The 26,132-nt window shown below is 64.0% G+C and carries 25 protein-coding genes; 14 read left to right on the forward strand and 11 right to left on the reverse strand.

The features are described from left to right. The first annotated feature begins 14 nt into the window (after nucleotides 1-14). The 3 genes from menB to D0N36_RS12740 all read left to right on the forward strand — a co-directional run bounded on the left by menB (nucleotide 15) and on the right by D0N36_RS12740 (nucleotide 1,924). Entirely contained in the window at nucleotides 15-839 is an 825-nt protein-coding gene (gene menB / locus D0N36_RS12730; protein WP_116942065.1) for a 1,4-dihydroxy-2-naphthoyl-CoA synthase, read from the forward strand. A 107-nt stretch (nucleotides 840-946) separates the two neighbouring features. Further along, entirely contained in the window at nucleotides 947-1,666 is a 720-nt protein-coding gene (locus D0N36_RS12735) for a DUF1266 domain-containing protein (protein WP_116942067.1), read from the forward strand. Nucleotides 1,667-1,747: 81 nt separating this feature from the next. Continuing rightward, the gene (locus D0N36_RS12740) at nucleotides 1,748-1,924 is read left to right on the forward strand and encodes a DUF305 domain-containing protein (RefSeq protein WP_317191471.1); all 177 of its coding nucleotides are present in this window, start codon (nucleotides 1,748-1,750) and stop codon (nucleotides 1,922-1,924) included. A 10-nt stretch (nucleotides 1,925-1,934) separates the two neighbouring features. On the opposite strand, the gene D0N36_RS12745 is transcribed toward D0N36_RS12740, so the two are convergent. After that, nucleotides 1,935-2,150: a hypothetical protein gene (locus D0N36_RS12745; protein WP_147320860.1), complete on the reverse strand. Its 216-nt coding sequence runs from the start codon at nucleotides 2,148-2,150 to the stop codon at nucleotides 1,935-1,937. Nucleotides 2,151-2,294: 144 nt separating this feature from the next. Here D0N36_RS12745 and D0N36_RS12750 point away from each other — a divergent pair, with 144 nt between their 5' ends. Both D0N36_RS12750 and D0N36_RS12755 read left to right on the forward strand, forming a co-directional pair. Next, nucleotides 2,295-2,750: a hypothetical protein gene (locus D0N36_RS12750; protein WP_116942071.1), complete on the forward strand. Its 456-nt coding sequence runs from the start codon at nucleotides 2,295-2,297 to the stop codon at nucleotides 2,748-2,750. A gap of 72 nt (nucleotides 2,751-2,822) precedes the next feature. After that, nucleotides 2,823-3,941, forward strand: a complete 1,119-nt coding sequence (locus D0N36_RS12755; RefSeq protein ID WP_116942073.1) for an AMP-binding protein — start codon at nucleotides 2,823-2,825, stop codon at nucleotides 3,939-3,941. A gap of 138 nt (nucleotides 3,942-4,079) precedes the next feature. Here the strand turns inward: D0N36_RS12755 and D0N36_RS12760 are convergent, their stop codons facing one another. Continuing rightward, nucleotides 4,080-4,757: a hypothetical protein gene (locus tag D0N36_RS12760; RefSeq protein ID WP_116942076.1), complete on the reverse strand. Its 678-nt coding sequence runs from the start codon at nucleotides 4,755-4,757 to the stop codon at nucleotides 4,080-4,082. Between the two features lie 188 nt (nucleotides 4,758-4,945). Between D0N36_RS12760 and D0N36_RS12765 the strand changes: the two genes are divergently transcribed. Further along, on the forward strand, nucleotides 4,946-5,404 hold the full coding sequence (locus D0N36_RS12765; protein ID WP_116942078.1) for an ABA4-like family protein: 459 nt from the start codon (nucleotides 4,946-4,948) through the stop codon (nucleotides 5,402-5,404). 228 nt (nucleotides 5,405-5,632) lie between these two features. Next, the gene (locus tag D0N36_RS12770; RefSeq protein ID WP_190242656.1) at nucleotides 5,633-5,953 is read left to right on the forward strand and encodes a LytR/AlgR family response regulator transcription factor; all 321 of its coding nucleotides are present in this window, start codon (nucleotides 5,633-5,635) and stop codon (nucleotides 5,951-5,953) included. Between the two features lie 25 nt (nucleotides 5,954-5,978). Here D0N36_RS12770 and D0N36_RS12775 read toward each other — a convergent pair whose 3' ends face one another. The 5 genes from D0N36_RS12775 to D0N36_RS12795 all read right to left on the reverse strand — a co-directional run bounded on the left by D0N36_RS12775 (nucleotide 5,979) and on the right by D0N36_RS12795 (nucleotide 11,897). Beyond that, nucleotides 5,979-6,563, reverse strand: a complete 585-nt coding sequence (locus D0N36_RS12775; RefSeq protein WP_147320861.1) for a hypothetical protein — start codon at nucleotides 6,561-6,563, stop codon at nucleotides 5,979-5,981. A gap of 1 nt (nucleotide 6,564) precedes the next feature. Further along, nucleotides 6,565-7,353: a LytR/AlgR family response regulator transcription factor gene (locus tag D0N36_RS12780; RefSeq protein WP_116942084.1), complete on the reverse strand. Its 789-nt coding sequence runs from the start codon at nucleotides 7,351-7,353 to the stop codon at nucleotides 6,565-6,567. Between the two features lie 98 nt (nucleotides 7,354-7,451). After that, entirely contained in the window at nucleotides 7,452-8,567 is a 1,116-nt protein-coding gene (locus tag D0N36_RS12785; protein ID WP_147320862.1) for a sensor histidine kinase, read from the reverse strand. 96 nt (nucleotides 8,568-8,663) lie between these two features. Further along, a complete protein-coding gene (locus D0N36_RS12790) occupies nucleotides 8,664-9,368 on the reverse strand; it encodes a hypothetical protein (protein WP_116942087.1) in 705 nt (234 codons plus the stop codon). Nucleotides 9,369-9,698: 330 nt separating this feature from the next. After that, the gene (locus D0N36_RS12795; protein ID WP_116942088.1) at nucleotides 9,699-11,897 is read right to left on the reverse strand and encodes a TonB-dependent receptor; all 2,199 of its coding nucleotides are present in this window, start codon (nucleotides 11,895-11,897) and stop codon (nucleotides 9,699-9,701) included. Between the two features lie 311 nt (nucleotides 11,898-12,208). Here D0N36_RS12795 and D0N36_RS12800 point away from each other — a divergent pair, with 311 nt between their 5' ends. Genes D0N36_RS12800 through D0N36_RS19675 form a run of 3 tightly spaced genes read left to right on the forward strand, consistent with a single transcriptional unit; the run spans nucleotide 12,209 to nucleotide 14,379 of the window. Beyond that, nucleotides 12,209-12,658: a GNAT family N-acetyltransferase gene (locus D0N36_RS12800; RefSeq protein ID WP_116942089.1), complete on the forward strand. Its 450-nt coding sequence runs from the start codon at nucleotides 12,209-12,211 to the stop codon at nucleotides 12,656-12,658. Between the two features lie 54 nt (nucleotides 12,659-12,712). Next, nucleotides 12,713-13,639 (forward strand): protease-associated domain-containing protein, encoded by a 927-nt coding sequence (locus tag D0N36_RS19670; RefSeq protein WP_242478907.1) that lies wholly within the window; start codon nucleotides 12,713-12,715, stop codon nucleotides 13,637-13,639. Beyond that, entirely contained in the window at nucleotides 13,567-14,379 is an 813-nt protein-coding gene (locus tag D0N36_RS19675) for a M28 family peptidase (protein WP_242478908.1), read from the forward strand. The genes D0N36_RS19670 and D0N36_RS19675 overlap by 73 nt, the downstream gene beginning before the upstream one ends. A gap of 170 nt (nucleotides 14,380-14,549) precedes the next feature. Here the strand turns inward: D0N36_RS19675 and D0N36_RS12810 are convergent, their stop codons facing one another. From D0N36_RS12810 to D0N36_RS12820, 3 genes are all read right to left on the reverse strand, one after another. Then, nucleotides 14,550-17,003 carry a S9 family peptidase gene (locus D0N36_RS12810; RefSeq protein ID WP_116942090.1) on the reverse strand — a complete coding sequence of 818 codons (2,454 nt, stop codon included), beginning with the start codon at nucleotides 17,001-17,003 and terminating at the stop codon, nucleotides 14,550-14,552. Nucleotides 17,004-17,147: 144 nt separating this feature from the next. Then, a complete protein-coding gene (locus D0N36_RS12815) occupies nucleotides 17,148-18,674 on the reverse strand; it encodes a glycosyltransferase family 39 protein (RefSeq protein WP_116942091.1) in 1,527 nt (508 codons plus the stop codon). 29 nt (nucleotides 18,675-18,703) lie between these two features. Further along, on the reverse strand, nucleotides 18,704-18,949 hold the full coding sequence (locus D0N36_RS12820; protein ID WP_116942092.1) for a hypothetical protein: 246 nt from the start codon (nucleotides 18,947-18,949) through the stop codon (nucleotides 18,704-18,706). Between the two features lie 196 nt (nucleotides 18,950-19,145). On the opposite strand from D0N36_RS12820, the gene D0N36_RS12825 reads away from it, so the two are divergent. Beyond that, entirely contained in the window at nucleotides 19,146-20,495 is a 1,350-nt protein-coding gene (locus D0N36_RS12825) for a YfcC family protein (protein ID WP_116942093.1), read from the forward strand. Nucleotides 20,496-20,628: 133 nt separating this feature from the next. On the opposite strand, the gene D0N36_RS12830 is transcribed toward D0N36_RS12825, so the two are convergent. Further along, nucleotides 20,629-21,018 (reverse strand): DUF6960 family protein, encoded by a 390-nt coding sequence (locus D0N36_RS12830; RefSeq protein WP_147320863.1) that lies wholly within the window; start codon nucleotides 21,016-21,018, stop codon nucleotides 20,629-20,631. 174 nt (nucleotides 21,019-21,192) lie between these two features. On the opposite strand from D0N36_RS12830, the gene D0N36_RS12835 reads away from it, so the two are divergent. The 3 genes from D0N36_RS12835 to D0N36_RS12845 all read left to right on the forward strand — a co-directional run bounded on the left by D0N36_RS12835 (nucleotide 21,193) and on the right by D0N36_RS12845 (nucleotide 26,110). After that, on the forward strand, nucleotides 21,193-23,028 hold the full coding sequence (locus D0N36_RS12835) for an alpha-amylase family glycosyl hydrolase (RefSeq protein WP_242478909.1): 1,836 nt from the start codon (nucleotides 21,193-21,195) through the stop codon (nucleotides 23,026-23,028). Nucleotides 23,029-23,218: 190 nt separating this feature from the next. After that, on the forward strand, nucleotides 23,219-25,072 hold the full coding sequence (locus tag D0N36_RS12840) for a glycosyltransferase (RefSeq protein WP_116942096.1): 1,854 nt from the start codon (nucleotides 23,219-23,221) through the stop codon (nucleotides 25,070-25,072). 201 nt (nucleotides 25,073-25,273) lie between these two features. Continuing rightward, complete coding sequence (locus tag D0N36_RS12845) at nucleotides 25,274-26,110, forward strand: DUF4198 domain-containing protein (protein WP_116942097.1); 837 nt, start codon at nucleotides 25,274-25,276, stop codon at nucleotides 26,108-26,110. The last annotated feature ends 22 nt before the right edge of the window (nucleotides 26,111-26,132 follow it).

Below are 26,132 nucleotides of genomic sequence, written 5' to 3' on the forward strand. Positions count from 1 at the left end.
TAATCTTCTTCTATATGCCAGAAAAAATTGACTGGACCCCAATTAAGGAGTTCAAGGAAATCCTCTTCACCCAGCACGGCGGCATCGCCAAAATCAGCATCAACCGGCCCGAAGTGCACAACGCCTTCACCCCGCTCACGGTGGATGAGATGATTCAGGCCATGCACATCTGCCGCGACCGGACTGATATCGGCGTGGTGGTGTTTACTGGCGAGGGCGGCAAGGCCTTCTGCTCGGGCGGCGACCAGAGCGTGCGCGGCCACGGCGGCTACATCGGCGAGGATGCCGTGCCCCGCCTCAACGTACTGGATTTGCAGAAGCTCATCCGCTCGCTGCCCAAGCCCGTTATTGCCATGGTAGCCGGCTGGGCCATTGGCGGCGGGCACGTGCTGCATGTCGTCTGCGACCTGACCATTGCCGCCGACAACGCCCGCTTCGGCCAGACCGGCCCGAAAGTAGGCTCTTTCGATGGCGGCTTCGGCGCCTCGTACCTGGCGCGCGTGGTGGGCCAGAAGAAGGCTCGCGAAATCTGGTTCCTCTGCGACCAGTACGACGCCCAGGAAGCCCTCGATATGGGCTTGGTAAATAAGGTAGTACCGCTGGATAAGCTGGAGGAAACCACCGTGGAATGGTGCAACAAAATCCTGCAGAAAAGCCCGCTGTCCCTGCGGATGCTCAAGTCGAGCTTCAATGCCGAGCTTGATGGGCAGGCCGGTATTCAGGAGCTGGCCGGCAACGCCACGCTGCTCTACTACCTCTCGGAGGAAGCCAAGGAAGGCCGCAATGCCTTCGTGGAGAAGCGCCAGCCCGATTTCGACAAGTACCCCAAGTTTCCGTAACGCCTGTTTTTAGGCCGTAGAAGAAGGGTTTGCGCTGCGGTGCAAACCCTTTTTTTGTTAGCTTGGCCCCGGCTTTCTTCCTTATACCTTCCCGCTTTATCTGCTCTATGAGTCGCCTGATTAAATTTTTGTGGAACCTGCGGCCGGGGGCGCGCAATGCCCGCGTGCTCGAAAACTTCAGCCTGGAGCAGTACGGCACCCGCAGCCTCGACTCCTACGACCTTACCCAGCCCCACCGCATGCTCGAACCAACCGAAGTGCGGGCCATGGCGCTGGGGCTGCCGCTGTTTTTCTGGGCCGATTTGCCCGTGAAGCTGCTGGCCCAGCTCAAGCCCAAGCCGCACGCCGAAAGCAAGGCCTCGCTGGCTGAATGGTGGGGCATCGAGGATGCGGAAAGCGCCCACGATACGTTGCACTGGCTGCGGCTGGAAGGGCATCGGCAGGAATACCAGCCCCGGCTTAAAACCGAGTCGTTGCACTGGCACCGGCAGTTCGAGGCCAACCCGTTTCTGGCCAAGCGGCCAGTGAACAGCATTGCCGGCTGGGACTATGTGCGGCTGGTGTGCGTGGCCCGCTGGTGCTATGATTACCAGTACCTGAGCTGGGAGGAAGCCTGGCCGTTTATAGATGTGGGTGCCCGCCTGGCGCTGCGCGATTTCGACTCCTGGGAAAGTTTGGCGGCCAGCTTCATGGCCGGCCGCCTCATGTGGGCGCCCGACAACCCGAACCACGCCGAAATGGCCGCCAACCTGCAGATTTTGGTCGAGTCGCCCACCAGTCCGTGGCGGCAGATTCCGTGGCGGCCCTACCCCGTGCCGACGGCCTGACTCCGGGCCCGGCCGGGTACATTACAGACGACATCTTGTCATTACAATGCCACGTTGCTGATAGCTTGGTCGCAGATATGTATGGATAACCTGACCTGGATGAAGGCCATGATTCCGCACCACTCCATTGCCATCATGGTCAGCAAACGGGCCGATATTCAGGACCCTGAAGCTCGGCAACTGGCCGACAGCATTATTGTGGCGCAGGAGCGGGAAATCGGCCAGATGAAGGCGATGATCCGGCGGCTGGAGAAATAGGTACGCCGCGCTAAAACATGAAACCCAACCCGCGGAACGCCTCGCACCAGCTATAGATGCTGCTCATCCGTTGGTCGTGGCGCGCCTGCTTGCGGCGCTGGCGGGCCTCACGGATGGTTTCGGCCGTCAGGCGCAGGCCGGCGAGGTGGTGGCGGGCAGTAAAGTAGCGCCGGAACACAAACGTTTTAGCCAGCACGTATGGACTATTGACTGTGGAAACAGACATGGCAGCAGGGCTTAGTGAACATCTTAAGATACAATTAATTTCGCCGCTCATCTAAAACCGCAAGTTTCTTCCGCCTGGGTTCAGACTATTTTCGGCGGCTATGGTTGGTCTCTAACAACCTGCCTTCGTCACTAAGCCCGCCCGATGAACAACCCCGATTTTCACCGCGCCATTGGTCGTCTCCGGTGGCGGCACTGGCTGCACTACGCGTTGCAGAGCCTGCTGATGGCCGGGCTGGTGCTGGCAGTCAGCCGGGCCGTTGTGGTGGCCCGTCCGGCCGGCCGCGCCCCCTTCACCTCAACCCTAACGCTGGTTTTGCTGGCGGTTGGGGCGCTGCTGGCGGGCCTGGGGCTGCTGTGGCTGCGGCGCCGCATGGTGCCCAACTTGCGGCGGCTGGCCGAAGAAAACCTGCGCGTCTACCAGGGCCGTATTCTGCTCCAAGACAGTTTGTTGCTGCTTTCGGGCCTACCGCTGCTGCTGGCTTACGGGCTGGTGGGCAGCCTGCCGGCGCTTGGCGCGTACGTAGTACTGATGCCGCTGCTGGCCCGGCTCACCGCTCCATCGGCCGAAACATACCAACGCTGGCTACTGCAATTTTGAGCTGTTAGCAGACCGCGGTTGGCTTATAGCTTTTCTTCCGACGGCTCACCGCATCCAACCTATACATAGCGCATGAACCACCCCCCCACCGCCAACTTATTGCCCGATTCGCTGCTGCTCAACGGCCGCGAATTTCGCTACGCCGACATTCAGCAGTACCCCGCCCTGGCCCCCGCCGAGCTGAACGGCTACGAGGCCCGGGTTCTCGGTTTCGTGCGCGAGTGGCTCAACGGGGCACAGGAGTTCACCCTGACTACCTCGGGCTCGACGGGGCCGCCCCAGCCGGTGCACTTCCGGCGCCAGCAGCTCGAAGCCTCGGCCCGCCGCACCGGCGACTACTTCGACCTGGGCCCCGGCGAGCGGCTGTTGGTATGCCTGAACTGCGAATTTGTGGGCGGGCTGATGATGCTGGTGCGTGGGCTGGAACGACGCATGCACCTGACTATTGTGGAGCCGCAGGCCAACCCGCTTGCTTTGGTAGAAGCCGACGCCACATTCGATTTTGCCTCCTTCGTGCCCCTGCAACTGCGGGCGATGCTGGCGGCCGGCCAGGCCCTGCGCCTCAACCAGCTGCGCGCTATTCTGGTGGGCGGCGCACCGGTGGAAGGCAGCCAGGCCCGCGAAATCGAAGCCCTGACGGTGCCCGTGTATTTAACCTACGGCATGACCGAAACGGCCTCCCACATTGCTCTGCGCCGCCTCAACGGCCCGCAGGCCGGTCCCACCTACCAGGTGCTGCCTGGTATTGCGGTGGGCCAGGATGAGCGCGGCTGCCTCACGGTGCGCGCCGACGTCACCAACGATGAGCTCATCGTCACCAACGACCTCATCAGCCTCGCGCCCGACCGCCGCAGCTTCGAGTGGCTGGGGCGGGCCGATTTCGTCATCAACAGCGGAGGCGTGAAGGTGGCGGCCGAAAAGGTGGAGCGCGTGCTGGAACTGGCCCTGATGGAGCTGGGCCTGAACCGCCGCGCCTTCGTGGCCGGCCGGCCCGATGAGCGCCTGGGCCAGCAGGTGACGGCTTTCGTGGAAGGCGAGCCGCTGCCCCAAGCCGGACAGCAGCAGCTACGCGAACTACTAGGGCAGCGCCTGGACCGCTACGAGCTGCCCCGGCAGCTGGTTTTCATCCCCGAATTTCAGACTACGGCTTCCGGCAAACTCGACCGGAAAGCTACGTTGGCTGAGATTTGAGAGGAAGGCACATCATGCTGAGCTTGCCGAAGCATCTTTACCGCAGTAGTAATCCCGTCGTTTAGAACTGGCGCTGCGACGAAGCGGTAGAGATGCTTCGGCTACGCTCCGCTTCGCTCAGCATGACCTATCTCCTCATTACCGCTCACTCCCAAAATCCTCCCTCTCGCCCCAATTATTATCGAGAAGCCGCTCGCGGCCGCGGGCTACTTTGTATAAGTCGCCCAGAAACAGCTTGGCGCGGGCAAAGAAAATATAGCCGCTAATCTGGTCTTTGGGCTGCTGGCCGGAGGCGAAAACCTGCCGGTAGCCGGTGCCCGCCCCGATGCCTACCCAACGGAAAATGCGGTAGTGCGCCGCCACCGAAGGCTCGACCAGGTACAGCACCCGGCGCGAGCTGCGCTCAGTGTTGCCATCGGGCAGAAAGAAGCGGGTGTAGTAGAAGCCCGCACCAACCTGCAGCGGCGCGCTCAGCTCCCAACGCCGGTTGCCGATGAACACGTACTCGCCGTAACCGGCCACGTAGCGGAAGCGGATTTCGTCGCGGGTGCCGGGGGGCAGGCCGGGCGGCAGGGCCTGGCGCGTGCGCAGCCCCCCCGAAAGCCGGTAGAAACCCAGGCCCGCCCGCCACCGTCCGCGCCACTCGATGCCGCCGCGCAGCCCATTAATGCCGGCTACTTTCCCGTTGATGATGGAAAACCGCTGGTCAATCTGGAATACCGGCCGGCGGTGACGCTCGCGCACGAAGGTGGAATCGGGGGGGCTATCGGCCTGGGCTGGCAGAGCGGCCAGCACCCCGGCAAGCAGCGGGAACACAGCAAAAAAGGAACGGGCTTTCACAACCTAAAGGTACGGCACGGGCGGCGCGGTGGTTGGCAGCGGGGCTTTGGTTCACCCCTGCCGGGCCGCTGCTTCGCCCCCGGCTGGCGTCGGCTCACCCGCAAGCAGGTAGGTTTCACGGCTTCCGATGAACACCTTTGGTTCATCAACCAACCCCACCACCCATGCCGCTCTCCCCTGATTTTCTATTTTCCGTAGCCAACCCGATAGCGCTGCTGGGCTGGGCCCTGCTGGTACTGGCCCCGCACTGGCGCGCTACGCGGTGGCTGGTGCTGAGCGGAGCACTGCCGCTGCTGCTGGCCCTTGCCTACGCCTTGCTTATCGGTTACCAACTGCTGGGGCCGGCCGGCGCAGCAGGTGGTTTCGGCTCGCTGGCCGAAGTAGCGGCGCTGTTTCGCAATCCGTGGGCGCTGCTGGCCGGCTGGGTGCATTACCTGTGTTTCGATTTGTGCCTGGGCATCTGGGAAAGCCTGGATGCGCGGCGGCGTGGGGTGCCCCACGGGCTGCTGGTGCCCTGCCTGGTGCTCACGTTTCTGCTGGGCCCGGTGGGGCTGCTGCTTTATGCGGGGCTGCGGCGCTTTTATCGGCCCCAAGCGGTTTCCGCCGCTCCTGCTATCCAGTAAAAAACCCCGCTGCCATGGCCACTCTACTGCTCCCGCAGCATCGACTACCTGCTCAAGCCAGTAAAACTTACTGAGCTGACAACAGCCCTCGAAAAGCTGCGCCGCTGGCCCACCGCAGCCGCAGCCAACACTACCAACGAGCCCGAAACCGACGCGCCGGCCCAGCGCCTGGAGCGCCTGCTCGATGCGCTGCCCCGCCCCGAACGCCAGCACAAAACCCGGTTTCTGGTGCGCCACGGCGAGCAGCTGCTGCCACTGCCCGCCACCCAGGCCGCTTGGTTCCAGAGCCGCCACGAAACCACCACCCTGGCTACCCTCGACGGCCGCCGCTTCGTAGTCGACTACACTTTGGAGCAGTTGGAAACCCTACTCGACCCCGCCCAGTTTTTTCGCCTCAACCGCCAGCTCATCGCCCAACTGCCCGCCGTGCAGCGCCTGCACCCGCATTTCAACGGCAAGCTACTGGTTGATTTACAACCTGCTCCGAGTGAGGAGGTGCTGGTGAGCCGGGAGAAGGCGGGGCTAGTAAAGCAATGGCTGGAGGGGTGAAATGGTGAGTTTGTTGAGTGGTACGCTACAGCCACCTTAGCAGAGCACCCGCCACCAGGCCGATGCCGGTACCTACCAGCAGTTCGGGCACGGTATGGCGCTGCAACGCCAAGCGCGAGGCAGCCACCAAGGCGGCAGCTACAAAGGCCAACAGGCCCCAGTCCGCGCGCAGATGCAGCAATGCCCAAGCTAAAAAGAACGAAAGGGCCGCGTGCAACGACACCTTCAACCAGAAATTGATGCCATAACACACCCACAGCAGCAGCCAGCAAGCCAGCAGCCCTTCCCGCAACGGTCCTGCCGGGCCCTGCCAGACTAAAGCCGCGGTTGCCAGGCCCAAAAGCCCCAGCAGCACTGGGTAAAAAGCCTGCCGCTGCTTCCGCTCCGAAACGTCGAAATTGGAATAGCGGCCTCGGCGCGTCTGGCGCAGGTTCCAGAAACTCAGCAGCGCCGCCACGGTTGCGATGCAGCCCAACAACCACAGTGCACCTCGCTCCCCGGGTTGCTGCCACATCACAAAAGCCGCGAAGGCCGGGGCCGTCACCAGCGGATGCCCTACCAACGATACCACCACGGCGGCCCTACGCCACCAACCCGTCAAGTTCTCCATTTCACCGGTCCAGCCACTCTTTAAAGGTGCTTACTTTCTCGCGGCTTACTAATACCGTGTCGTTGTCGGGCGGGGCGGGTTGGAGGATGGTTTGCAGGCGCGAATTGGTGTAGTGGATGATGTCGCGGATGGCGGTGGCCCGGGCCAGGTAGGCGCGGTTGAGACGGAAGAATTCGCGCGGGTCGAGCAGGGCTTCGAGCTGCTCCAAAGTGTAGTCGACTACCAGGCGGCGGCCCTCGTGGGTGTGGAGCAGCGTGGCTTTTTCGAGGCTGGCGAAGTAGGCAATGTCCTCGACCGGCACGGCCTTCAGGTGCTCGCCCACCCGCACCACGAAGCGCGACTTGTACTCCTTCAGCGGCTGCCGGACCTGCTCCAGCACCTGGGCCAGCAGCGCCGCATCAAGCGGAGCCGGAGCGGCGGTTTCGCGCCGCTGCACCAGCTTCTGCAGGGCCGCCGTCAGCTCCTCGGGGTCTATGGGTTTGAGCAGGTAATCGATGCTATTCACCTTGAAAGCCCGCAGCGCGTACTTGTCGTAGGCCGTGGTGAAGATGACCGGGCAGCGGATTTCCAGCCGCTCGAACAGCTCAAAGCTCAGCCCGTCGGCCAGGTGAATATCGAGCAGCAGCACGTCGGGCGCGGTGCCGGGGGCGCGCAGCAGCGCCTCGGCCTCGGCCACCGATTCGGCCGTGCCCACCACTTCAACCGACATCGGCTGTTGCGTCAGCAGCCCGGCCAGGCGGCGGGCGGCCAGGGGCTCATCTTCGATGATAATTGCGCGGAGAGGTTTCAATTGAGAAGTACGAGTTGAAAACTGAGAGTTGAGAGACGGTCATGCTTCATCTGGCGGCCGCTTGCCGAAGCATGACCGCCTCTATTTGTCCATCAATCCTACCGCAGCTCCAGCACCGGCAGCGTCACGGCAAACTCGGTTTCGGACTCGGTAATCAGCACGGGTTGGGGCGTTAGGAAAGCGTAGCGAGCCTGCAGGTTGGGCAGGCCCAGGCCCGTCGATTCGCCCTCGGCCAAGCGGCGGGGGCAGCGCGAGTTGCGCACTACGAGCTGGCGGGCATCGGCATCGAATTCGATGACAAGCCGCAGCGGGTTTTGGCGCGATGTGGCGTTGTGTTTGAGGGCGTTTTCGAGCAGCAGCTGCAGGGCCAGCGGCGGCACGAACAGCTCGACCAGCTCGGCGGCCGGAGGCAGGCGCATCTCCACCTGCACACCTTCGCCCAGGCGCGTGCGCTGCAGAAACAGGTAACTCTCGGCGAAATGCAGCTCTTCGGCGAGTGGCACCAGCTCCTGGTCCTGGTGGTCGAGCACGTAGCGGTACACCTGGCTGAGCTGGCGGATGAAGCGGGTGGCGCGGGCCGGGTCGTGCTCCTCGACCAGCGAGGTGAGGGCGTTGAGCGAGTTGAACAGGAAATGCGGGTCGAGCTGGCGGCGCAGCGAGTCGGCCTGGGCGCGGGCATTTTCGGTTTGCAGCCGCTCGGCCCGGATGGCCGTTTCGCGCCAACCCATCAGAAACGCCCGGCTGTGCATAAACAGCGACACAAACAGCGTAATGAGCAGCGGCAAGATGAACGGGCGCCAGGTAAGGTCGCTGAGCGGGCGGTGGTGGTAGAACACCAGAAAGCTCCCGGTGACGGCCAGAATCACGAGCAGCGACATCACCAGCGAAAAGGCCAGCGTGAGCAAAAACCGCCGGATGGGGTGTTGCGTCCAGTCGAGGTAGCGGCCCAGCCACTCGGTCGGGTAACCGTTGGCCAGCCACAGGCCGCTGGTATAGAAGAAGTTGTAGCCGAACGTTACCAGGAACTTCTCGCTCCAGACCGGGGCATTATCGCGCATCAACAGCGCCAGCACCAACGAAACCAACGTCATCAATCCCAGGCCCTTCCACAAATTGCGGTGCGGGTAATACCGGGAAATGCTGCTCTGCTTGGCGGCCGGGGCCGGGGGCTTGGTGGCCGGGGCAGGGTAGGCAGAAACGGAGGCAGTTTTCACGGGCGGGCCTTTGGCGGCATGGAGATTGGAAGGTATCAAAACAAAGCGAAACACACGCGGCGGGTGCGGCAGCGTGCCGCACCCGCCGCGACCAGCTTACTTCACCGCGGCCGTTTCGTAGTTTTTCAGCCGGCCGGCCACCTGCCGCTCACCCCAGTTAGGCGACAGCCGGGAAGCAGGTTTGAAGGTGGCGTAGTGGGCTTTGGCCTGCAGGAAAATCGGTTTGGCCACCTCGGCCCCGCCCCCGAACATGGCGGGCGTGTAGTAAATGTTGTTCGCCTTGACCAGGTAGGCGCGGGGGTTGGTCGGGTTGAGCTGAATGGCCTTCTCTACCGCCTCATTCACCAGGCCCGAATACTTCATGCTCCGCAGCATGGGCGAAATGCTCAGCCGCGCCTGATGGATGTAGGCCTGGAGTACGAGCAGCTCCGACTCATCGGCTCCGCCCAGCTTGCGGGCCTGGGCCAGGGCCGCCTCGGCCTGGTCGAGGGTTTTGTCTTTGGCGTCGCCGTCTTCCTTGCTCTGGAATGTGTTGATGAGCAGGGCGTACGCCTGGTAGTAGCGGGGCAGCCAGTCCTGCGGCTTCACGGTGGCGGCGCGCTCCATTTTGGCGGCGCTGGCCCGCAGCACGGCCGGGTCGCCGGTGTTCATCAGCTCCGCAACGGCCGCCGTCATCATGGTGGTGTAGGCATCGGCAGGAGCAGCAGCAGCAACCGGCACGGCGGTAGCAGTGGCGGGCCGCTGAGCCAGCGCGGCGAAGGAAGCGGCTACGAGGGCAAGGGTGAACAAGGGCTTTTTCATGGCTGAAAAGTGGTTAAGGAGTTGAAAAGGAAGTTGCTGGCGGTTTGATGATTCAAAGGTGGCTTCCGGCCGCCGCCCCTGAAACTTCCCGTTACCGAAGCGTCGGATAAGGCGGATGAAGCGTGGGATTCAGTTGCTAGTTGCTGGTTGTCAGGAAAACCGTGTCATGCTGAGCGGAGCGAAGCGGAGTAGCATCTCTACCGCAGTGCCAATCAATTCTACCATTGCAACGAAGCGGTAGAGATGCTTCGACTCCGCTGCGCTCCGCTCAGCATGACACGGTTTTCCTAGCAGCCGACAGCTAACAACTGGCCATTGACAACTAGCGACTCATTCCGGCCGCTCGTTCACGCTAGCGGGGTTTTTCTTGTTGATGCTGACGAACACGCCCAGGAACACCATGCGTGGGGCGGTGGGCGTGATGGCCACGCGGTTGCGCTGGCCAGTGGCCGCATCGGGGCGCTGGGCGTAGCGGTAGCCGAACACGTTGGGCTGGGCCAGGGCGTTGTTGAGGGCCAGATGCACGATGGTAAACTGCCCGAACAGCTTGGTGAGGTAGCTGGCGTTCAGGCTCAGGTCCTGGAAAGCGGGCAGCTGGCCCTGGTTGTAACCGGCTTCGGGCTGGTTGAGGTCGTGGTAGCGGCGGGGGCTGCCGTAGCTGTAGGTGGCCCCGAGCAGCGTGTGCAGTGCCGGCACCCAGTACTTGGTTACCACCGACACGCTGTGGCGGGCCGCGAAGGTGGGCACGGCCGAAACCGGGTCCTGCCGGAACTGCCGCCTGGTATCCAGAAAGCCGTAGCTAACGTAGTATTCGAGGTTTTTCACCGTCGTCCGGTCGCGCCAGAGCAGGTCGAGGCCGCGGGCGTAGCCGGCGCCGCCATTGTCGTAAACCTGCGGGTTGCGGAGCTGCGCGCCATCGAAGCGAACGAGCTGGGCGTAGGTTTTGTGGTAGCCTTCGAGCTGCAGCAGCCGGCCGCCGTGGGTGTATTGGTAGGTGAGCACCGCATGCCGGGCCCGCTCGAAGCGCAGCCGGGGCGCGGCAACCAGCAGCAAGCTGTTTTCGGGCGTTTGGTAGAAGCGGCCGTAAGCAGCCGACAGGGAGCTGTTCTCGGTGGTCTGGTAGGCCAGGGCCAGCCGGGGCGCGGCGTTCCAGCGGCCCAGCAGCGCCGAATACTCGGTGCGCCCGCCCACCCGGCCCGCCAGCCGGTCGGTCAGCTGAAAATCACTTTCCACGAAACCCGCCAGGCGCTGCTCGCCGAATTCCGGCCGGTACCTGAGCGGGTCGGCGGCGTTGGGCTGCACCGTCTGGTTCACCTGCTGCACCAGCCCTTCAGTCCCAATTTTCAGGTTGAAGCGGGCATGCACCGAATCGTTGATGAGCACCACCCGGCCCACCAGCGCCTGCTCCAGCGTGCGCAGCCGCACCGAATCGGGGCGCAGGCGCTGATCGTCGCGGCTCAGGGCCAGGCCGCTTTGCAGGCTCCAGCCCCGGCGCAATGGGCCGCGGAAAGTGGCATTGAGGTAGGCGTTGGCCCCGCGCAGCCCCACGGTCTGCATACCGGCTGGCTCGGGGCTGGGCTGCCCGACTTGCAGCTGCTGACTGGTCCAGGTGCCGTACATTTTCAGCATGCCCGCCTGGCCGGTGCGGTGGTGCAGGGCCGCCGACGAACTGAGGCCCCGCGGGGCCTGGTCCCAGCGCACGTTCTGGGGCAGCAGGCCCAGGTAGGGCGAAAGGTTGGTGTAGTCGGTGCTGAGGGCCAGCGAAGTGCGCTCCCAGCGCTTAGTGCGCGAAGCCCCCAGAAACACCGAGGTAGCCGATAGCCCGGTCTGGGTTTCGGGCGCGAGGTCGGTCGAGTTCAGCAGCAGCACCCCCGACAGCGCCTGCCCATACAGCGCCGAGTAGCCGCCGGTGCTGAACACCGTGCCCTTGAAAAGCGACGGCGAAAACCGCCCCCGCGCCGGCACAGCCGCCACGGTAGCGTTGAATGGGTTTTGCACCAGCATGCCATCGAGGTACACTTTGGTTTCCGAAGCCGCCCCGCCCCGCACAAACAGCATCCCATCTTCCCCTACCCGGGTAGTGCCGGGCAGCGTGTTAAAAGCCGCCGCCACGTCGGCCAGCGCCCCGGCCGTCGTCTGAATGTCGCGGGTGTTGAGGGCGGCGCTGCGGTGCTCGTCGCTGGCCTCGAAGGCCCCGGCCGTAACGATAACCGACCCCAGCGCATGTGGCTCGCCTTTCAGCACGAAACTCAGCGGTGCAGTTGACGCGGGCAGCGTCAGCAGTTTTTCGGCCGTGATGAAGCCCAGCAAACTAGCCTGCACCACGTGGCTGCCGACGCCAGCGGTTTCAAACCGGAACCGGCCCAACGAATCGGTGCTGGCCCCATCGAAAGTACCACGCACAAACACGTTCACGCCCGGCAGCGCCTGGCCGCTGGCGTCGCGCACGGTGCCGCGCAGGGTGGTGGTTTGGGCGAAGCCGGTGAGGGTCAGCAACAGGAGTTGAAGCAGCAGCAGGAGGCGTTTCATGGCGGGGCAGTGAAATGATGCCCAAATGTGCGCCGCCGCCACCGCTGCTGAAACTCGCCGTTACCGAAGCGTCGGATGAGGCGGATGAAGCGTCGTTGAGTTACTGGTTTTCAGATACCAGGAAAAAGGCGCAGTCATGCTGAGTATGCCGAAGCATCTCTACCGCAACCCTAACCCATCGACTAACTACACATTGCAACGAAGCGGTAGAGATGTTTCTACTTCGCTCCGCATGACTGTGCCTTTGTCCCGGCCTGTGAAAACTGCCAAACACTCCCTGACAAATGCGAATCAATCCGCATCTTTGCCCCATGCCCCTCACCTGGACCCTCAAGCCCTTCGCCGACCTCACCACCACCGAGCTGTACGCGCTGCTGCAGCTGCGCTCCGAAGTATTCGTGGTGGAGCAAACCTGCCCTTTTCAGGATATCGACGGGCTCGACCAGACCGCCTGGCACCTGCTGGGCCACGTGCCCGATGGCGAGCTGGCCGCCTACGCCCGCCTGTTCGGGCCCGGCATAGCGTACGCCGAGGCCAGCATCGGGCGGGTGGTGAGCAGCCCCCGCCACCGCCGCACCGGGCTGGGCCGCGAGTTACTGCGCGAGGCAATTAGCGGCGTAGAGCGCCAGTTCGGCTCCCAGCCCATCCAGATTGGGGCTCAGCTGTACCTGCAAAACTTCTACGAAAGCTTCGGCTTTCGGCATGTGGGCGAAGGGTATCTGGAAGATGATATCCCGCACATCCACATGCTGCGGGCGTAAGTCCAAACTGGCCTTTGCAGGGTTGGCAAGAACTTTTCGGCGTATGTTAGCCCGATGAAGTTCTCGACCTTGCTCCTGCTGCCCGCCCTACTGCTGCCTGCGCTGGAAGCCGCCGCCCAAACCACCACTCCCTCCTCGCTCAGCCTGCCCAAGTCCGTGCGAAGGTCCATGGACCAGGTGCGGCCAGAAGCCATCCGGGCCCACGTAGCCTACCTGGCCGACGACCGACTGCTGGGCCGCAAGCCCGGCACGCTCGGCTACCAGATGGCCGTCGATTACGTGGTGGCCCAGCTGAAAGAACGAGGCGTGGAGCCGGCCGGCGAAAACGGCGGCTTCACCCAGCGCGTGCGCCTGCGCCGAGCCACCGTGCGGCCGGGCGCCGCTGCCAGCTACCAACCAGCGGCCGGCGCGGCCGGGCTGCCGCTTGATGCCATCAGCCTGCTGCCCCACCCCGAACAGCCCACCGCTCAGCTGCCCGCCACCGGCCTCGTGTTTGCGGGCTACGGCATCTCGGCCCCGGCCGAGAAGTACGATGACTACCAGGGCCTCGATGCCCGGGGCAAGGTGGTGGTAGTGCTGCGCGGCGCCCCGCCCGCTTTCCCGAGCACCGTGGCCGCCGCCAGCCAGGACCAGACCCAAATCGTGCGCACAGCCGCGGCCCACGGGGCGGTGGGCGTGCTGTTCGCCACGTTGCGGGCCGCGCCGGGGGGTCCGAGCCGGCTGGCTTCGAGTACCAGCGTGCTGGGGGCTGATGGCAAAGTGGCCGCCGCCCGGGGCTTCGTGAGTGGGCCAGCCGGGGTGGCCCTCACCGGCACGCTCTCGGCGCCGGCCTGCAAACCCTGCTGCGCGCCGCCGCCTCCGACACAGCCCAGATTATGCAACGCCTGCGCGCCAGTCGACCGGCGCCGGTGGCACTGCCCGGCACACTATCTGCCCGCTGGGAATCGGCTTACCAGGATTTCGATTCCTACAACGTGGTAGGCAAAATCACGGGCTCTGATGCCAAGCTGCGGGATGAATACGTGGTGCATTCGGCCCACCTCGACCACCTGGGCGTGGGCGCGCCGGTGCGCGGCGACTCCATCTACAACGGGGCCCACGACAATGCCACGGGCGTAGCCTCGGTGCTTGAAATTGCCGGTATCTATTCGCGCCTCAAGCAAAAGCCGCATCGGAGTATTCTGCTAGTGCTGCAAACCGGCGAGGAGTTGGGGTTGCTGGGTTCGGCCTACTTCGCGGCCCGGCCCACCGTGCCCTCCACCAGCCTCGTGGCCAACGTGAACACCGACATGCCTACCCTGATTGCGCCGCTGCTGTCGGTGGTGCCGCTGGGCGCGCAGCACTCCACGCTGGCCGGGCCGGTGGCGCAGGCCGCCGCTTACCTCAAGCTGACGGTGGAAGACGACCCCGAGCCCGAGCAGAACCGCTTCATCCGCTCCGACCAGTACAGCTTCGTGGCCCAGGGCATTCCGGCGCTGCACCTCAAGTACGGCAACCGCACGCCCGACGGCCGCAACAACCTCAGCGAGCAGGTGAAGCAGTGGCGCGCCCTCACCTACCACAAACCCCAGGACGACATGAACGGCACCTTCGATTTCGAGGCCGGCCGTACCTACGTGCAGCTCAATTTCTTGGTCGGCTACCTGGTAGCCCAGAACCCCGAGCGCCCCCGCTGGAATCCCGGTGACTATTTCGGCCGGCAGTTCGGGGGGCAGCAGTAGCCGGGTTGTAGAGACGCAACAGTTGGAGTCTCATCGTTGAATGGTTCTTATAGGAAAGCAACATCAGCAACGACGAGACTTCAACTGTTGCGTCTCTACACCTCGCCTTTCAACGAAAAACGCCTCGCCCACCATGTGGGCGAGGCCGTTTTGATACGGGTTGCGCTGCGTTACTTCGAGCCGCTACCAGCCTGGCCAACCGACTTTTCGGTGCCGGCGGCGGGGGCGTTCTTCACGAACTTATCGAGCCAGCTGTTCATCTCCCAGAGCATGTGCAGCACCGACTCCTTGGCCGTGTAGCCGTGGCTTTCGTAGGGCAGCAGCACCAGGCGGGTGCTGGCGCCGAAGCTTTTGAGGGCCGTGTAGTAGCGCTCCGACTGCATCGGGAAGGTGCCGGTGTTGTTGTCGGCCTCGCCGTGGATGAGCAGCAGCGGGGTTTTCATCTTGTCGGCATTCTGGAAGGGCGACATGGTGCTGTACACTTCCGGGGCCTGCCAGTAGGTGCGCTGCTCGTTCTGGAAACCGAAGGGCGTGAGCGTGCGGTTGTAGGCGCCGCTGCGGGCAATTCCGGCCCGGAACAACTTGCTGTAAGAGAGCAGGTTGGCCGTCATGAAAGCGCCGTAGGAGTGGCCGCCCACGCCCACGCGGTTCGGGTCGACCACGCCCCGGCGCACGCCTTCCTCGATGGCCGCCTGGGCGCTCGACACGAGCTGCTGCACGTAGGTATCGTTGGGCTCCTTGCTGCCCTCACCCACGATGGGGATGCTGGCGTTATCGAGCACGGCGTAGCCCATGGTGGCAAACGCGGCCGCGCCCGAGTAGCTGATGCGGTTAAACTGGTAGGGCGAGCCGTTCACCTGGCCGGCGGCGGCGGCACTCTTGAACTCGGCCGGGTAGGCCCACAAAAAGGTGGGCAGCGGACCATCCTCCTTCTTATAGCCCGCGGGCAGATACAGCATAGCCGTCAGTTCCACGCCGTCGGCGCGCTTGTAACGGAGCTGCTCTTTCTGGATGCCTTTGAGCTGCGGGTACGGGTGCGGGAAGTTGGTAACGCGCTGGGGGGCGCTGCGCTTGGCGAGGTTGCGGATGTAGTAGTTCGGGTTTTCGTCGGGCTGCTCCTGGGTCGTGAGCAGCACGCGCTTCTTGGCGTCGAGCACGGCTACGGGCCGCTCGAAGCGTGGGGCCTGGGAGCGCCACAGCTCCTGGCTTTTGCCGGTGTTCAGGTTGAACACGCTCACGAAGGGCCGGTCGCCGGTGGTGGAGGCGCCCGTGCCGTTGAGCATCAGCAGCTCGCCGTTGGGCAGCAGGTTGAGCACGTCGCGGCCATATTGGTTGCGGCGGGTGTCGGGCTGGCCGGGGTCGGTGTAGCGGTCCTCGTACGAGCGGTCGAACAGCGTGCTGGCCTGCCAGGTGCGCGGGTTCACGATTTTGGTGAGGCTCTTGCGCGACTGCCACCACCGCTCGGTAGCCAGGGCCACCTTATCATCGCCCCACTCAAAGCCCCCAAAACGGTATTGGGCCGCGTAAATCTCCTTAGGCTGACCTCCGAACGGTGCGTCGAGCGCGAATACTTTGTCGCGGATTTCGGCTTTCTGCTTGGGGTCGCCGCCGTCCTGGGCTTCGGTGTAATACACCGTAGCCGGCACATCGTTGCGCCAGGCATAGTCGCGGGGGCCGGTGGGGGCGCCGTCGGGACTGTAGGGCACGTTCTCCTGGGCGGGCGTGTCGGCCAGCATTTTCACCAGCGTACCATCCATGTTGAACACCTCGGTGCGGAGCGGGAAGCGGTACACCGGCACGAGGTAGGAAAACGGCGCGTGCACCGTTTCCGTCAGCACGAAGCGACCATCGGGCGACGACTGCGCGCCGGTGATGATGCCCGGCTGGCCGATGGCCTTCATCTGGCCATCGAGGCCCAGCCGCATTACCTGCGCCGTGGCGTAGTAGTTGAACTGCTTATCATCAGACGGGTTCTTGAGCAAATCCTGGTAGGTGGGCGCCTGGCCCGAGCGGCCGAGGTTCTGCTGCACCGTGGGCCCGGCCGGCACGCGGCTCACGGCCGGCGCCGCGCCGCGCCCGGTTGGGATGGCGCGCACGATAAAGCCTTGGCCGTCGGGCAACCAGTTGTAGGGCGTGCCGAGCACGGCGTTCAGGGCCACGCTGCCCACGCGCCGGGCGGCGCCCGTGGCTACGTCGGCCACGTACAGCTCAATGCGGCCGTCGGTGGTATTGGTGAAGGCAATCTTGGTTTCATCGGGCGACCATTGCACGTAGCTGAGCTGGGCCTCAGCAGGCAAGCCGGTTACGGCCATTTCGGTGCCGGTGGGCAGCTTTTTCAGCTTGAGGCCAGTCAGGTACTGGGCGCGGCTGGGGCCATTGGTGGCGGGGTTGAGCCGCACGCCCGCCAACCGCAGCTCGGGCTGCGACAGCTCGGCAATAGTAGGGTTGGCGGCGCGCTCCAGAATCACCATGTACTGGCCCTTCGAATCGACGCTCACGCCCGGCGTGGACGCCACGGTTACCAGGTCGGCCAGGGCTTTGGGGGGCATCTGGTACGTGGCGGCATCCTGGGCCAGCATCGCGTGCGAGCTGAATAACAGGAGCCCAAACAGAAGTTTTTTCATAACGGATTGCATCAGGTGGGAAGCCGTGAAGTTCGCCCAAAATGCGCGGAAAGCAAACCCCACCCCCGACCTCTCCTCAGTGGGGAGGGGTGCCAGACGCAAGCAACCGTTGAACGCCCCCCACTCCACCACGGCGCATCAATCTTAAAACTGCCCCCATTCCGCCAGGGCGGCTCGGCGCTCGGCGTAGATACGGCCGATGAGGTGCGTGTCAGGTGCCGTTACGAGGTAAAGGTGGCGGTCTTGTTCGCGGGCGAAAGGGTTGGGCCGCAGGGGTAGCTCCCGAACCGATTGGCAGTGGCCGGCCAGCCCTGCCGGCTCATTGTCTTCTACCAGTAGCAGATAGCGTAGACGAGCCGGCTGCGGGGGATACCAGAACAAATAGGAGCCATTGGTACTATGGGCCGCCGGCAATTCGCGGTGGCGGTTGTAGTAGTTGATGGCCCCCGCCTGGCCGTAATTGTCGCACTTGATGAAGGTGTGTCCTTTAGCATCCGGCGGCAGACGCTGATAGGCCTGCCACACATCATCGGCCAGCGCGCGCCAACCTACCATGTCGGCGTAGTCCTGGGGCAGCGGGTGGTCGCGGCCGTCTTCCCAGCGCAGCACGCCGGTATTGCCGTAAAACTGGCCCAGCGCCAGCATGCGGGCCGGGGGCAGCAGCGTGAACATTACCGGCAACAGGGGCAGGCTCAGCAGCAGCGGCACGAGCAGCAGGGCCGCCCGCAGACGCGGCCACCGATGCAGGCGCTGCTCCCACCACGCGGCCCCGGCCGCCAGCAGAATCGGGTAATAACCCAGGGCGTAGTAGTTTTTGCCGTGCAGTAGCGTCAGTAGCAGCAGGCCACCAGCGTATACGAAGCCCACCACCCGGTAAGGCCGCAGTTGCGGGCTAAGCAGCAAAGCCAGCAGCCCTGCCGGCCACACCCACAGCCCCGGCAGGTTCATCAGCAACTGGTCCTTCCAAAAATCGACCCTCGACACATTGACCAGTTGCGTTGCGCGCAGCAACTCCATGTGGTGGAGCACCGGCAGCCCGTGCCCGATTTGCCAGGCCAGATTGGGCAGCCACAGCAGCAGCGCCAGCCCCGCCGCCAGCCAGAAGTGCCGCGTCGCCAGCATCCGGCGCCAGAGCGTGAGCAGCAGCGCCCCCACCAGCGCCGCCCCAAAAAACAGGGCGGAGTATTTGTTGAGCACAGCCAGTCCCAGCATGGCGCCAATGGCGTAAAGCCAGCGCGGGGCGGGCTGCTGCACGTAGCAAATCAGCCAGTAGCACCCCGCCGTGAAAGCCAGCACCTCGAACGAGTTGGGCTGGAACAGGAAGTTGAGCCGGGCATAGGCCCCTAGCAGATAACAGAGTCCCGCCAGCACCACGGCCCAGGGCCCGCCGCCCAGCCGCTGCACAGCCCGCCCCACCAGGTAAATAGTAAGGCTACCCCAGAGCAGGGGCCAGAATTTCACCCAGAACCAGCTGCCACCCAGCGCCAGCGTAACCCAGCTTTGCAGGGCCGTGAGGGGCGGCACTTCGAGGTAGCCCCAGGCCAGGTGCCGGCCGTAGTCGAGGTAGAGGTACTCGTCGCGGTGCAGCTCGTAGGCGGGGCTGGCCAGCCCATAGCCGGTGGCGAATTTGAGCAAAGCCAGCAGCACCGGCAGCAGGCGGGGGCTTTTCATTCCTCAATATAGATTTTTACGGATACTCGCTACCAATCGCGCGGCAGCCGGATGGCGGGCAGGTAGTCGCGCAGGCCGGCCGGGTGGCGGAACAGGTGGATGAACAGCAGGTGCTCGTTATCGGACTCGCGCCACTCTTCGGCGTAGAAATCGGCCACCGCGAACAGCTGCAGCCGGAAGCTGTCTTCGCGCCGCTCGGCCAGCAGCCGGCCGTGCCCGGCCAGGTACTCGGCCTGGCGGAACATGTTCAGCGCTTTAAACTCGGCGTATTTCATGGCAGGGGCAAAGGTACGGGGTGAGCAGGTGACAGGGTAATAAGGTGGAAAAGGAACGGTCATTCAGAGCGCAGCGAAGAATCTCGCGTGCTGATGTTGCATCAACGAACCGACATCAGCACGCGAGATTCTTCGCTGCGCTCTGAATGACCGTTCCTTTTCCCCCACTAATCCACGCACCCCGTACCTTCGCGGCATGAAAACGATTCGCTTTCCGCACCCGCTGGTATTGTTGGTGGGCTTTATTTTGCTGGCCTGCGCGCTGAGCTACGTGCTGCCGGCCGGCGTATTCGAGCGCACCCCCGACGCCGCCACCGGCCGCGACGTGGTGGTGCCCGGCTCTTACCACCGCGTGCCAGCCACGCCGGTCAGCCCCCTGCAGGCGCTGGTGGCCGTTCCGAAAGGCCTGGTAGATGCGGCGGCCGTGATTTTCCTGGTGTTCCTAGCCGGTGGGGCCTTCACGGTCGTGGACCTGACGGGTGCGCTGCGCCGGGGCGTCGATTGGCTGCTGGAGAAATTCCGGGGGCGTGAAGCGGTGGTGATTCCCATCATCTCGGTGCTTTTCGCCACCATGGGCGCGCTGGAAAATATGCAGGAGGAAATCGTGCCGCTGGTGCCGGTGCTCCTGATTCTGATGCGCCGCATCGGCTATCCGGTGGTAACGGCCGCCGCCGTCAGCATCGGCTCGGCGGCGGTGGGCGCGGCGTTTAGTCCACTCAACCCGTTTCAGGTGGGCATTGCCCAGAAGCTGGCGCAGCTGCCGTTGCTGTCGGGCGGCGGCTTCCGGCTGGTGTTCCTGCTGCTGGCCCTGGTTATCTGGATTGGCGGCACCGTGCGCCACGCCCAGCGCCACCGCATAACGCCCGAAACCAGCGAGCAAGCCGACCCAAATGGCACGCTGGTGGCGGGCCGCAACCACGGGCTGGTGCTGGCGCTGCTGCTGGGCGGCTTCGCTTTTTTCGCCTACGGGGTACTGAAACTGGGCTGGGATTTCGAGCAGATGGCGGCCCTGTTCTTCACGATGGGCGTGGTGGCCGGCCTCGTGGGTGGACTGGGCCTCACAGGCACCGCCGAGGGATTCATTGCCGGCTTCCGCGACATTGCCTTTTCGGCCCTGCTCATCGGTTTTGCCCGCGCCATTTTCGTGGTGCTGGAGCAGGGGCAGATTGTCGATACCATCGTCAACGGCCTCTCGGCGCCACTGGCCGGGCTGCCCGCCTGGGTGGCGGCCCTGGGTATGATGGGCGTCCACACGGCCCTGCACCTGCCGGTGCCCTCGGTCAGCGGCCAGGCCGTGCTCACCATGCCGCTGCTCGTGCCCCTCTCCGACCTTATCGGCCTCTCGCGCCAGGTCACCGTCCTGGCCTACCAGTACGGTGCCGGCCTCTGCGAACTGATAACGCCCACCAACGGCGCCCTGGTGGCCATTGTAGCCGCCTGCGGCGTGCGGTTTGATGAGTGGTGGAAGTTCGCCTTCCCCCTCTACCTGCTGCTGCTGGCCCTGGGCGCGGTGGCGGTAGTAATCGGTATTGCGGTGGGGCTGTAAGGGGAGTAGAGCGGGAAGCAGACCGAACGACGTAGGGGCGGGGCTTGCCCCCGCCCGCCGTTGAACGATTGTCGTTGAAATTGCGCGCCCGGCGGGCGGGGGCAAGCCCCGCCCCTACCTCGTTTTAGATGGTCTACTCAATCACCAGCTCATCGGCCTCGAAGACGCGCTGGATTTTGCGCTTCTTCTCGACTACCTGAAACTGGAACGTATCGGCGCGCTCGTCGAAAAACACATCGGAGACGAGGCCCTGGTGGGCGGGTGGGGCGGTGGTGCGTACTTGGTCGCCGAAGCTGAAAGGTGGTTTCTGGTAGAGTTCCTTGAACAGCTCGGCGCTGACGAAGAACTGCTGCTCGTCGTAGCGCAGGGTAATCCAGTCGTCGTTTTCGTCGATTTTCTCGAACACTTTGCCCACCGGCTCCAGCCACTCGAAGGAGCGGCGGTTGGCCGGATGGATGTAGCGGTAGCCGTATTCGGGCGTCCAGCCATAGAGGCCAAACACCACGGGTTTGGGTCGGGGCACAGAATCAGGAGTTAAAAATGGAAGGGCGAGGGCCCGTATAACCGGCGCCGGGGCGGGCGGGTTTACCACAAAGCTACGCGCCTGGCCGCCCCGCCCAACAACTTTCACCCAACCGGGGCAGTAAAGCAGTTCCGGCCGCCCCGCTTTCCGGCGGCGGCCTTTTCGACGTATTTCATGCCAATAACTCCTACTACCTCCGCTGTTCCTGCCACCACTACCCCCAACGCGTGGGGCGGTATGGGTGCCCGGCCCCACGCCGGCGGCACCACGTTTCGGGTGTGGGCCCCGGCGGCTACTGCCGTGGCCCTGGTGGGCCCGTTCAACGACTGGAACCCCACCACGCACCCGCTCGCTTCCGAAGGCGAAGGCTACTGGGCCGCCGACTTCGCCGACCTTGGCCCCGGCACCGAGTACAAGTTCCACCTGACTACGCCCCACGGCGAGCAAACCAAAAACGACCCCTATGCCCGCCAGGTAACCCATTCGGCCGGTCACTCGGTGGTGTTCGACCCTAACTTCGACTGGGAAGACGACGCTTTTCAAATGCCGGCTTGGAACGAGCTGGTGATTTACGAGCTGCATATCGGCACCTTCTACACGCCCGACCCGGCGCATCCCGGCACGTTCTACGATGCCATCGAAAAGCTCGACTACCTGCGCGAGCTGGGTATTAATGCCGTGGAAATTATGCCCGCCGCGGCCTTTCCGGGCCGTTTGAGCTGGGGCTACAATCCGGCTCATCCATTTGCCATTGATGTGGACTACGGCGGGCCGGCGGGCTTTCAGGAGTTCATCAAGCAGGCCCACCGCCGCGGCATGGCCGTTATTCTGGACGTGGTGTACAACCACTTCGGGCCCGGCGACCTGGATTTGTGGCAGTTTGACGGCTGGCAGGAAAACGACGGCGGCGGCATCTACTTCTACAACGACTGGCGCGCCGAAACGCCCTGGGGCCACAACCGCCCCGACTACGGCCGCGAAGCCGTGCGCCGCTACATCTGCGACAACGTGCTGATGTGGCTCGAAGACTACCGCCTCGACGGGCTGCGCTGCGACGCCATTGCCCACATCCGTAACGTGAACGGCACCACCGACCCCGACCACGACCTGCCCGATGGCTGGAGCCTGATGCGCTGGATAAACGAGGAAGTCCGCGCCCGCATGCCCTGGAAAATCATGATTGCCGAGGATTTGCTGGGCGATGAATACATCACCCGCGCCCCCGAGGAGGGTGGCCAGGGCTTTTCGAGCCAGTGGGATGCCCGCTTCGTATACCCCATCCGCGACGCGCTGACGACGCCCGACGACGCCGACCGCAGTATGGCGGCCGTAGCCGAAGCGGTGCTGCACCGCTACAACGGCGAGTCCTTCCAGCGGGTGGTGTACACCGAAAGCCACGACGAAGTGGCCAACGGCAAGGCCCGGGTGCCCGAAGAAATCATGCCCGGCGAAGCGGCCTCCTGGTTCCCGAAGAAACGCTCGACGCTGGGCGCGGCGCTGGTGCTCACGGTGCCCGGCATCCCAATGATTTTCCAGGGCCAGACGATGCTGGCCGACGGCTCCTTTTCCGACGACCAGCCCCTCGACTGGGCCCGTGCCGAAGAACATGCCGGCCTGGTACACCTCTACCGCGACCTGATTGCGCTGCGCCGCAACTTGGCGGGCCGCACCCGCGGTCTGCTGGGCCAGCACGCCGAAGTCCACCACCTCAACGACGAGCAGAAGGTGCTGGCCTTCATCCGCCGCGACCAGGGCGGGGCCGCCGACACGACGGTGGTGCTGTGCAACTTCGCCGACCAGAGCCACGCCAACTACCGCGTGGGCCTGCCCCGCGCCGGCCGCTGGCACGTGCGCTTCAACTCCGATTGGGAAGGCTACGACCACGAGTTCGGCAATTTCGAAAGCGTGGATTGCGAGGCCGAAGCCGGCATCTACGACGACCAACCCTTTCAGGGCACTTTCGGCCTGGCACCTTATTCAGTGCTGATTTTGTCGCAGGAGCCGGAGTAGTTTTGAGCTATTAGCGTTACCCGGAGCGGCTTAGAAGCGCAATATTATGCGCTTCGTCGTTGAACAGTAAGGCGAAATGGTCAACGTCAGCAACGACGAGACGCACAATATTGCGTCTCTACGCCGTTCTGGCAGGAGTTTTTAGCTCCCGACTTGTAGCTTGTAGCGCCAAACCCACTCTTTGCTGCCAATGCCCAGTTCTTCGTCTGCCCCCATCCCCGCCCCTGCCCCCGCCGCTACTACTGCCGATACGCTGCTGGTGGAGGTAGCCTGGGAAGTCTGCAACCAGGTGGGCGGCATTTACACCGTTATCCGCAGCAAGGTGCCCGCCACCCGGCAGGTGTGGGGCGGGCAGTACTGCCTGCTGGGGCCCTATTTTCCGCAGCAGGCCCAGGGCGAGTTCGAACCCGACGACGAGCAGCTGGCTTCTTTCGACGACCCGTTTGCCCGGGCCGTAGAGGCCATGCGGGCGCTGGGCTACAGTGTGCAGCTGGGCACCTGGCTGGTAACGGGCCGCCCCCGCGTGGTGCTCATCGACCCGTTTCAGGCGTACCCGCGGCTCGATGCCATTAAGGCCGACCTGTGGGAGCACCACGGCCTGCCGGTGCCCGCCGACGACGATTTGCTGCACCAGGTAGTAGCCTTCGGCGAGTTGGCGAAGGTGTTTCTGCAGCTGCTGGCTGCCGAAGCCGCGCCGCCTCAGCGGCTGATTGCGCACTTCCACGAGTGGATGACGGGCGTAGCCATTCCGGCCCTGCGCCGCGAGCAGGTGCCGGTGCATCTGGTGTTCACCACCCACGCCACGCTGCTGGGCCGCTACCTGGCCATGAACGACCCCAACTTCTACGACCACCTGATGCAGGTGGACTGGCAGGCGGAGGCCCGGCGCTTCAACATCGAATCGGCCGTGACCATGGAGCGCGCCGCCGCCCACGGGGCCCACGTGTTCACGACGGTAAGCGAGCTGACGGTGCGCGAGTGCATTTACCTGCTCGACCGGATTCCGGACGCGGTGCTGCCTAACGGGCTCAACATCGAGCGGTTTGTGGCTCTGCACGAGTTCCAGAACCTGCACCAGCAGTACAAGGCCAAAATTCACGAGTTCGTGATGGCCCACTTCTTCCAGAGCTACTCCTTCGACCTCGACAAGACGCTCTACCTGTTCACGAGCGGGCGCTACGAGTACCACAACAAGGGGTTCGACCTGACGCTGGAGGCCCTGGCCCGGCTCAACTACCGCCTGCAGCAAAGTGGCCTGGAGGGGCAGGTGGTGATGTTCTTTATCACCAAGCGGCCTTTCACCAGCATCAACCCGCAGGTACTGCAGAGCCGGGCCGTACTGGAAGAAGTGCGCGAAACCTGCGAGGCCATCGAGCGGCAGGTGGGCGAGCGGCTGTTCTATGCCGCCGCCGCCAGCGACGACAACCGCCTGCCCGACCTGAGCACGATGGTGGACGACTATTGGCGCCTGCGCTACCGCCGCACCCTGCAAAGCTGGAAAACCAACACCCTTCCTCCCGTCATCACCCACAATCTAGTCGACGACCAGAACGACGACATCCTCAACTTCCTGCGCCGCGCCGACCTGGTAAACAACCAGCACGACCGGGTGAAAATCGTGTACCACCCCGATTTCGTGTCGCCCACCTCGCCCCTGTTCGGTATGGAGTATGGGCAGTTTGTGCGCGGCTGCCACCTGGGCGTTTTCCCGAGCTACTACGAGCCCTGGGGCTACACGCCCCTCGAATGCGTGGCCCGCGGCGTACCGGCCATTACCTCCGACCTCTCGGGCTTCGGCGACTACGTCCTACAGAACGTGCCGGCCCACATCGAGCAGGGCATTTTCGTGGTGCATCGCCAGGAAAAAAGCTTCGACGAGGCCGCCGAAGAGCTCACCGATATGCTCTGGGAGTTCGTGCAGCTCAACCGCCGCGAGCGAATCATGCAGCGCAACAACGTAGAAAGCTCGGCCGAAATGTTCGACTGGAAAAACCTGCGCGTGTACTACGACCACGCCTACCAGCTGGCCCTGGAGCGGAGTTGAGAAGTGTGGCGAAGAGCGGCTATAGAATGTGGCACAAACTTCAGTCCGTAGCCCGCTGATCTGAACCGTATTACGATTAGGTTACTTTTAGTCCGTCGTCCGCCGATTTGAATGGCCGGATAGTCGGGCTCCGGACTGAAGTCTGGGCCACATTTCCCGGCCGCTCGTCCGCTAGCTTCCAATTCTCATCTGCCCCAACCCATGAAACGTCTTCTCCCTATTCTCCTGCTACTGGCCACCACCGCCGCGCTAGCCCACGAATTCTGGATTGAGCCCACGCGGTTTGTGGTCGCGCCGGGTACCAGGGTGCACCTGCGGCGGTTTTCGGGCGAGGATTTTCAGGGCGAAGCTTGGGCTGGCCGGAGTAGCCGGCTAATATTTTTTCGGCACTACGCCCCTGGAGCCGCCCCCACCGATTTGCTCTCCGCCGCCCCGCTACCGGCCCCGGCCGATACCATTCAAAGTACCGTTACGCTCGCTCAGCCCGGCACGCATCTGGTGGCCCTGGCTACCAACAACTCCTCTATTACCCTGGAGGCGGCTAAGTTTACGGCCTACTTAAAAGAAGAGGGCCTCGACAACGTTCTGGCACTGCGCGAACAGCAAAAGCAAACCACCAAGCCCGGCCGCGAGGTTTACCGGCGCTGCGCCAAAACGCTGGTGCAGGCCGGCCCACTCAACCCCACCGATACCGCCCGCGCCTGGGCCCGGCCGGTGGGCCTGTCGCTAGAGCTGGTGCCCGAACAGAACCCCTATATGTTGGCCCCCGAGGCCCCGCTTACGGTGCGCGTGCTGCGGGCTGGCCAGCCCGTGGCGGGCCAGTTGGTATTGCTGTGGCGGCGCGACGCCAAGCCCAAGGCACTGCTGCAGAAACTCCGAAGCAACCAAAACGGTCGGGTGTTGTTACATTTGTCCGGCCCCGGCCAGTACCTCGTCAGCACCGTGCGCATGGAAAGCGCGCCGGCCGCTACCGGGGCCGACTGGCAGAGCACGTGGAGCACGCTAACCTTCGGGGTGTCGGAAAAAGCCCGGCCCTAATCCTGAAAGCCGGCTTTTTCGG

Source organism: Hymenobacter lapidiphilus, assembly GCF_003417065.2.
GTDB lineage: Bacteria > Bacteroidota > Bacteroidia > Cytophagales > Hymenobacteraceae > Hymenobacter.

Bases quoted from the DNA above. Each gene is read 5' to 3' on its own strand.
- menB (WP_116942065.1), top strand. From the start codon at position 15: ATGCCAGAAAAAATTGACTGGACCCCAATTAAGGAGTTCAAGGAAATC.
- D0N36_RS12735 (WP_116942067.1), top strand. From the start codon at position 947: ATGAGTCGCCTGATTAAATTTTTGTGGAACCTGCGGCCGGGGGCGCGC.
- D0N36_RS12740 (WP_317191471.1), top strand. From the start codon at position 1,748: ATGGATAACCTGACCTGGATGAAGGCCATGATTCCGCACCACTCCATT.
- D0N36_RS12745 (WP_147320860.1), bottom strand. From the start codon at position 2,150: ATGTCTGTTTCCACAGTCAATAGTCCATACGTGCTGGCTAAAACGTTT.
- D0N36_RS12750 (WP_116942071.1), top strand. From the start codon at position 2,295: ATGAACAACCCCGATTTTCACCGCGCCATTGGTCGTCTCCGGTGGCGG.
- D0N36_RS12755 (WP_116942073.1), top strand. From the start codon at position 2,823: ATGAACCACCCCCCCACCGCCAACTTATTGCCCGATTCGCTGCTGCTC.
- D0N36_RS12765 (WP_116942078.1), top strand. From the start codon at position 4,946: ATGCCGCTCTCCCCTGATTTTCTATTTTCCGTAGCCAACCCGATAGCG.
- D0N36_RS12775 (WP_147320861.1), bottom strand. From the start codon at position 6,563: ATGGAGAACTTGACGGGTTGGTGGCGTAGGGCCGCCGTGGTGGTATCG.
- D0N36_RS12790 (WP_116942087.1), bottom strand. From the start codon at position 9,368: ATGAAAAAGCCCTTGTTCACCCTTGCCCTCGTAGCCGCTTCCTTCGCC.
- D0N36_RS12795 (WP_116942088.1), bottom strand. From the start codon at position 11,897: ATGAAACGCCTCCTGCTGCTGCTTCAACTCCTGTTGCTGACCCTCACC.
- D0N36_RS12800 (WP_116942089.1), top strand. From the start codon at position 12,209: ATGCCCCTCACCTGGACCCTCAAGCCCTTCGCCGACCTCACCACCACC.
- D0N36_RS19670 (WP_242478907.1), top strand. From the start codon at position 12,713: ATGAAGTTCTCGACCTTGCTCCTGCTGCCCGCCCTACTGCTGCCTGCG.
- D0N36_RS12810 (WP_116942090.1), bottom strand. From the start codon at position 17,003: ATGAAAAAACTTCTGTTTGGGCTCCTGTTATTCAGCTCGCACGCGATG.
- D0N36_RS12815 (WP_116942091.1), bottom strand. From the start codon at position 18,674: ATGAAAAGCCCCCGCCTGCTGCCGGTGCTGCTGGCTTTGCTCAAATTC.
- D0N36_RS12820 (WP_116942092.1), bottom strand. From the start codon at position 18,949: ATGAAATACGCCGAGTTTAAAGCGCTGAACATGTTCCGCCAGGCCGAG.
- D0N36_RS12825 (WP_116942093.1), top strand. From the start codon at position 19,146: ATGAAAACGATTCGCTTTCCGCACCCGCTGGTATTGTTGGTGGGCTTT.
- D0N36_RS12835 (WP_242478909.1), top strand. From the start codon at position 21,193: ATGCCAATAACTCCTACTACCTCCGCTGTTCCTGCCACCACTACCCCC.
- D0N36_RS12840 (WP_116942096.1), top strand. From the start codon at position 23,219: ATGCCCAGTTCTTCGTCTGCCCCCATCCCCGCCCCTGCCCCCGCCGCT.
- D0N36_RS12845 (WP_116942097.1), top strand. From the start codon at position 25,274: ATGAAACGTCTTCTCCCTATTCTCCTGCTACTGGCCACCACCGCCGCG.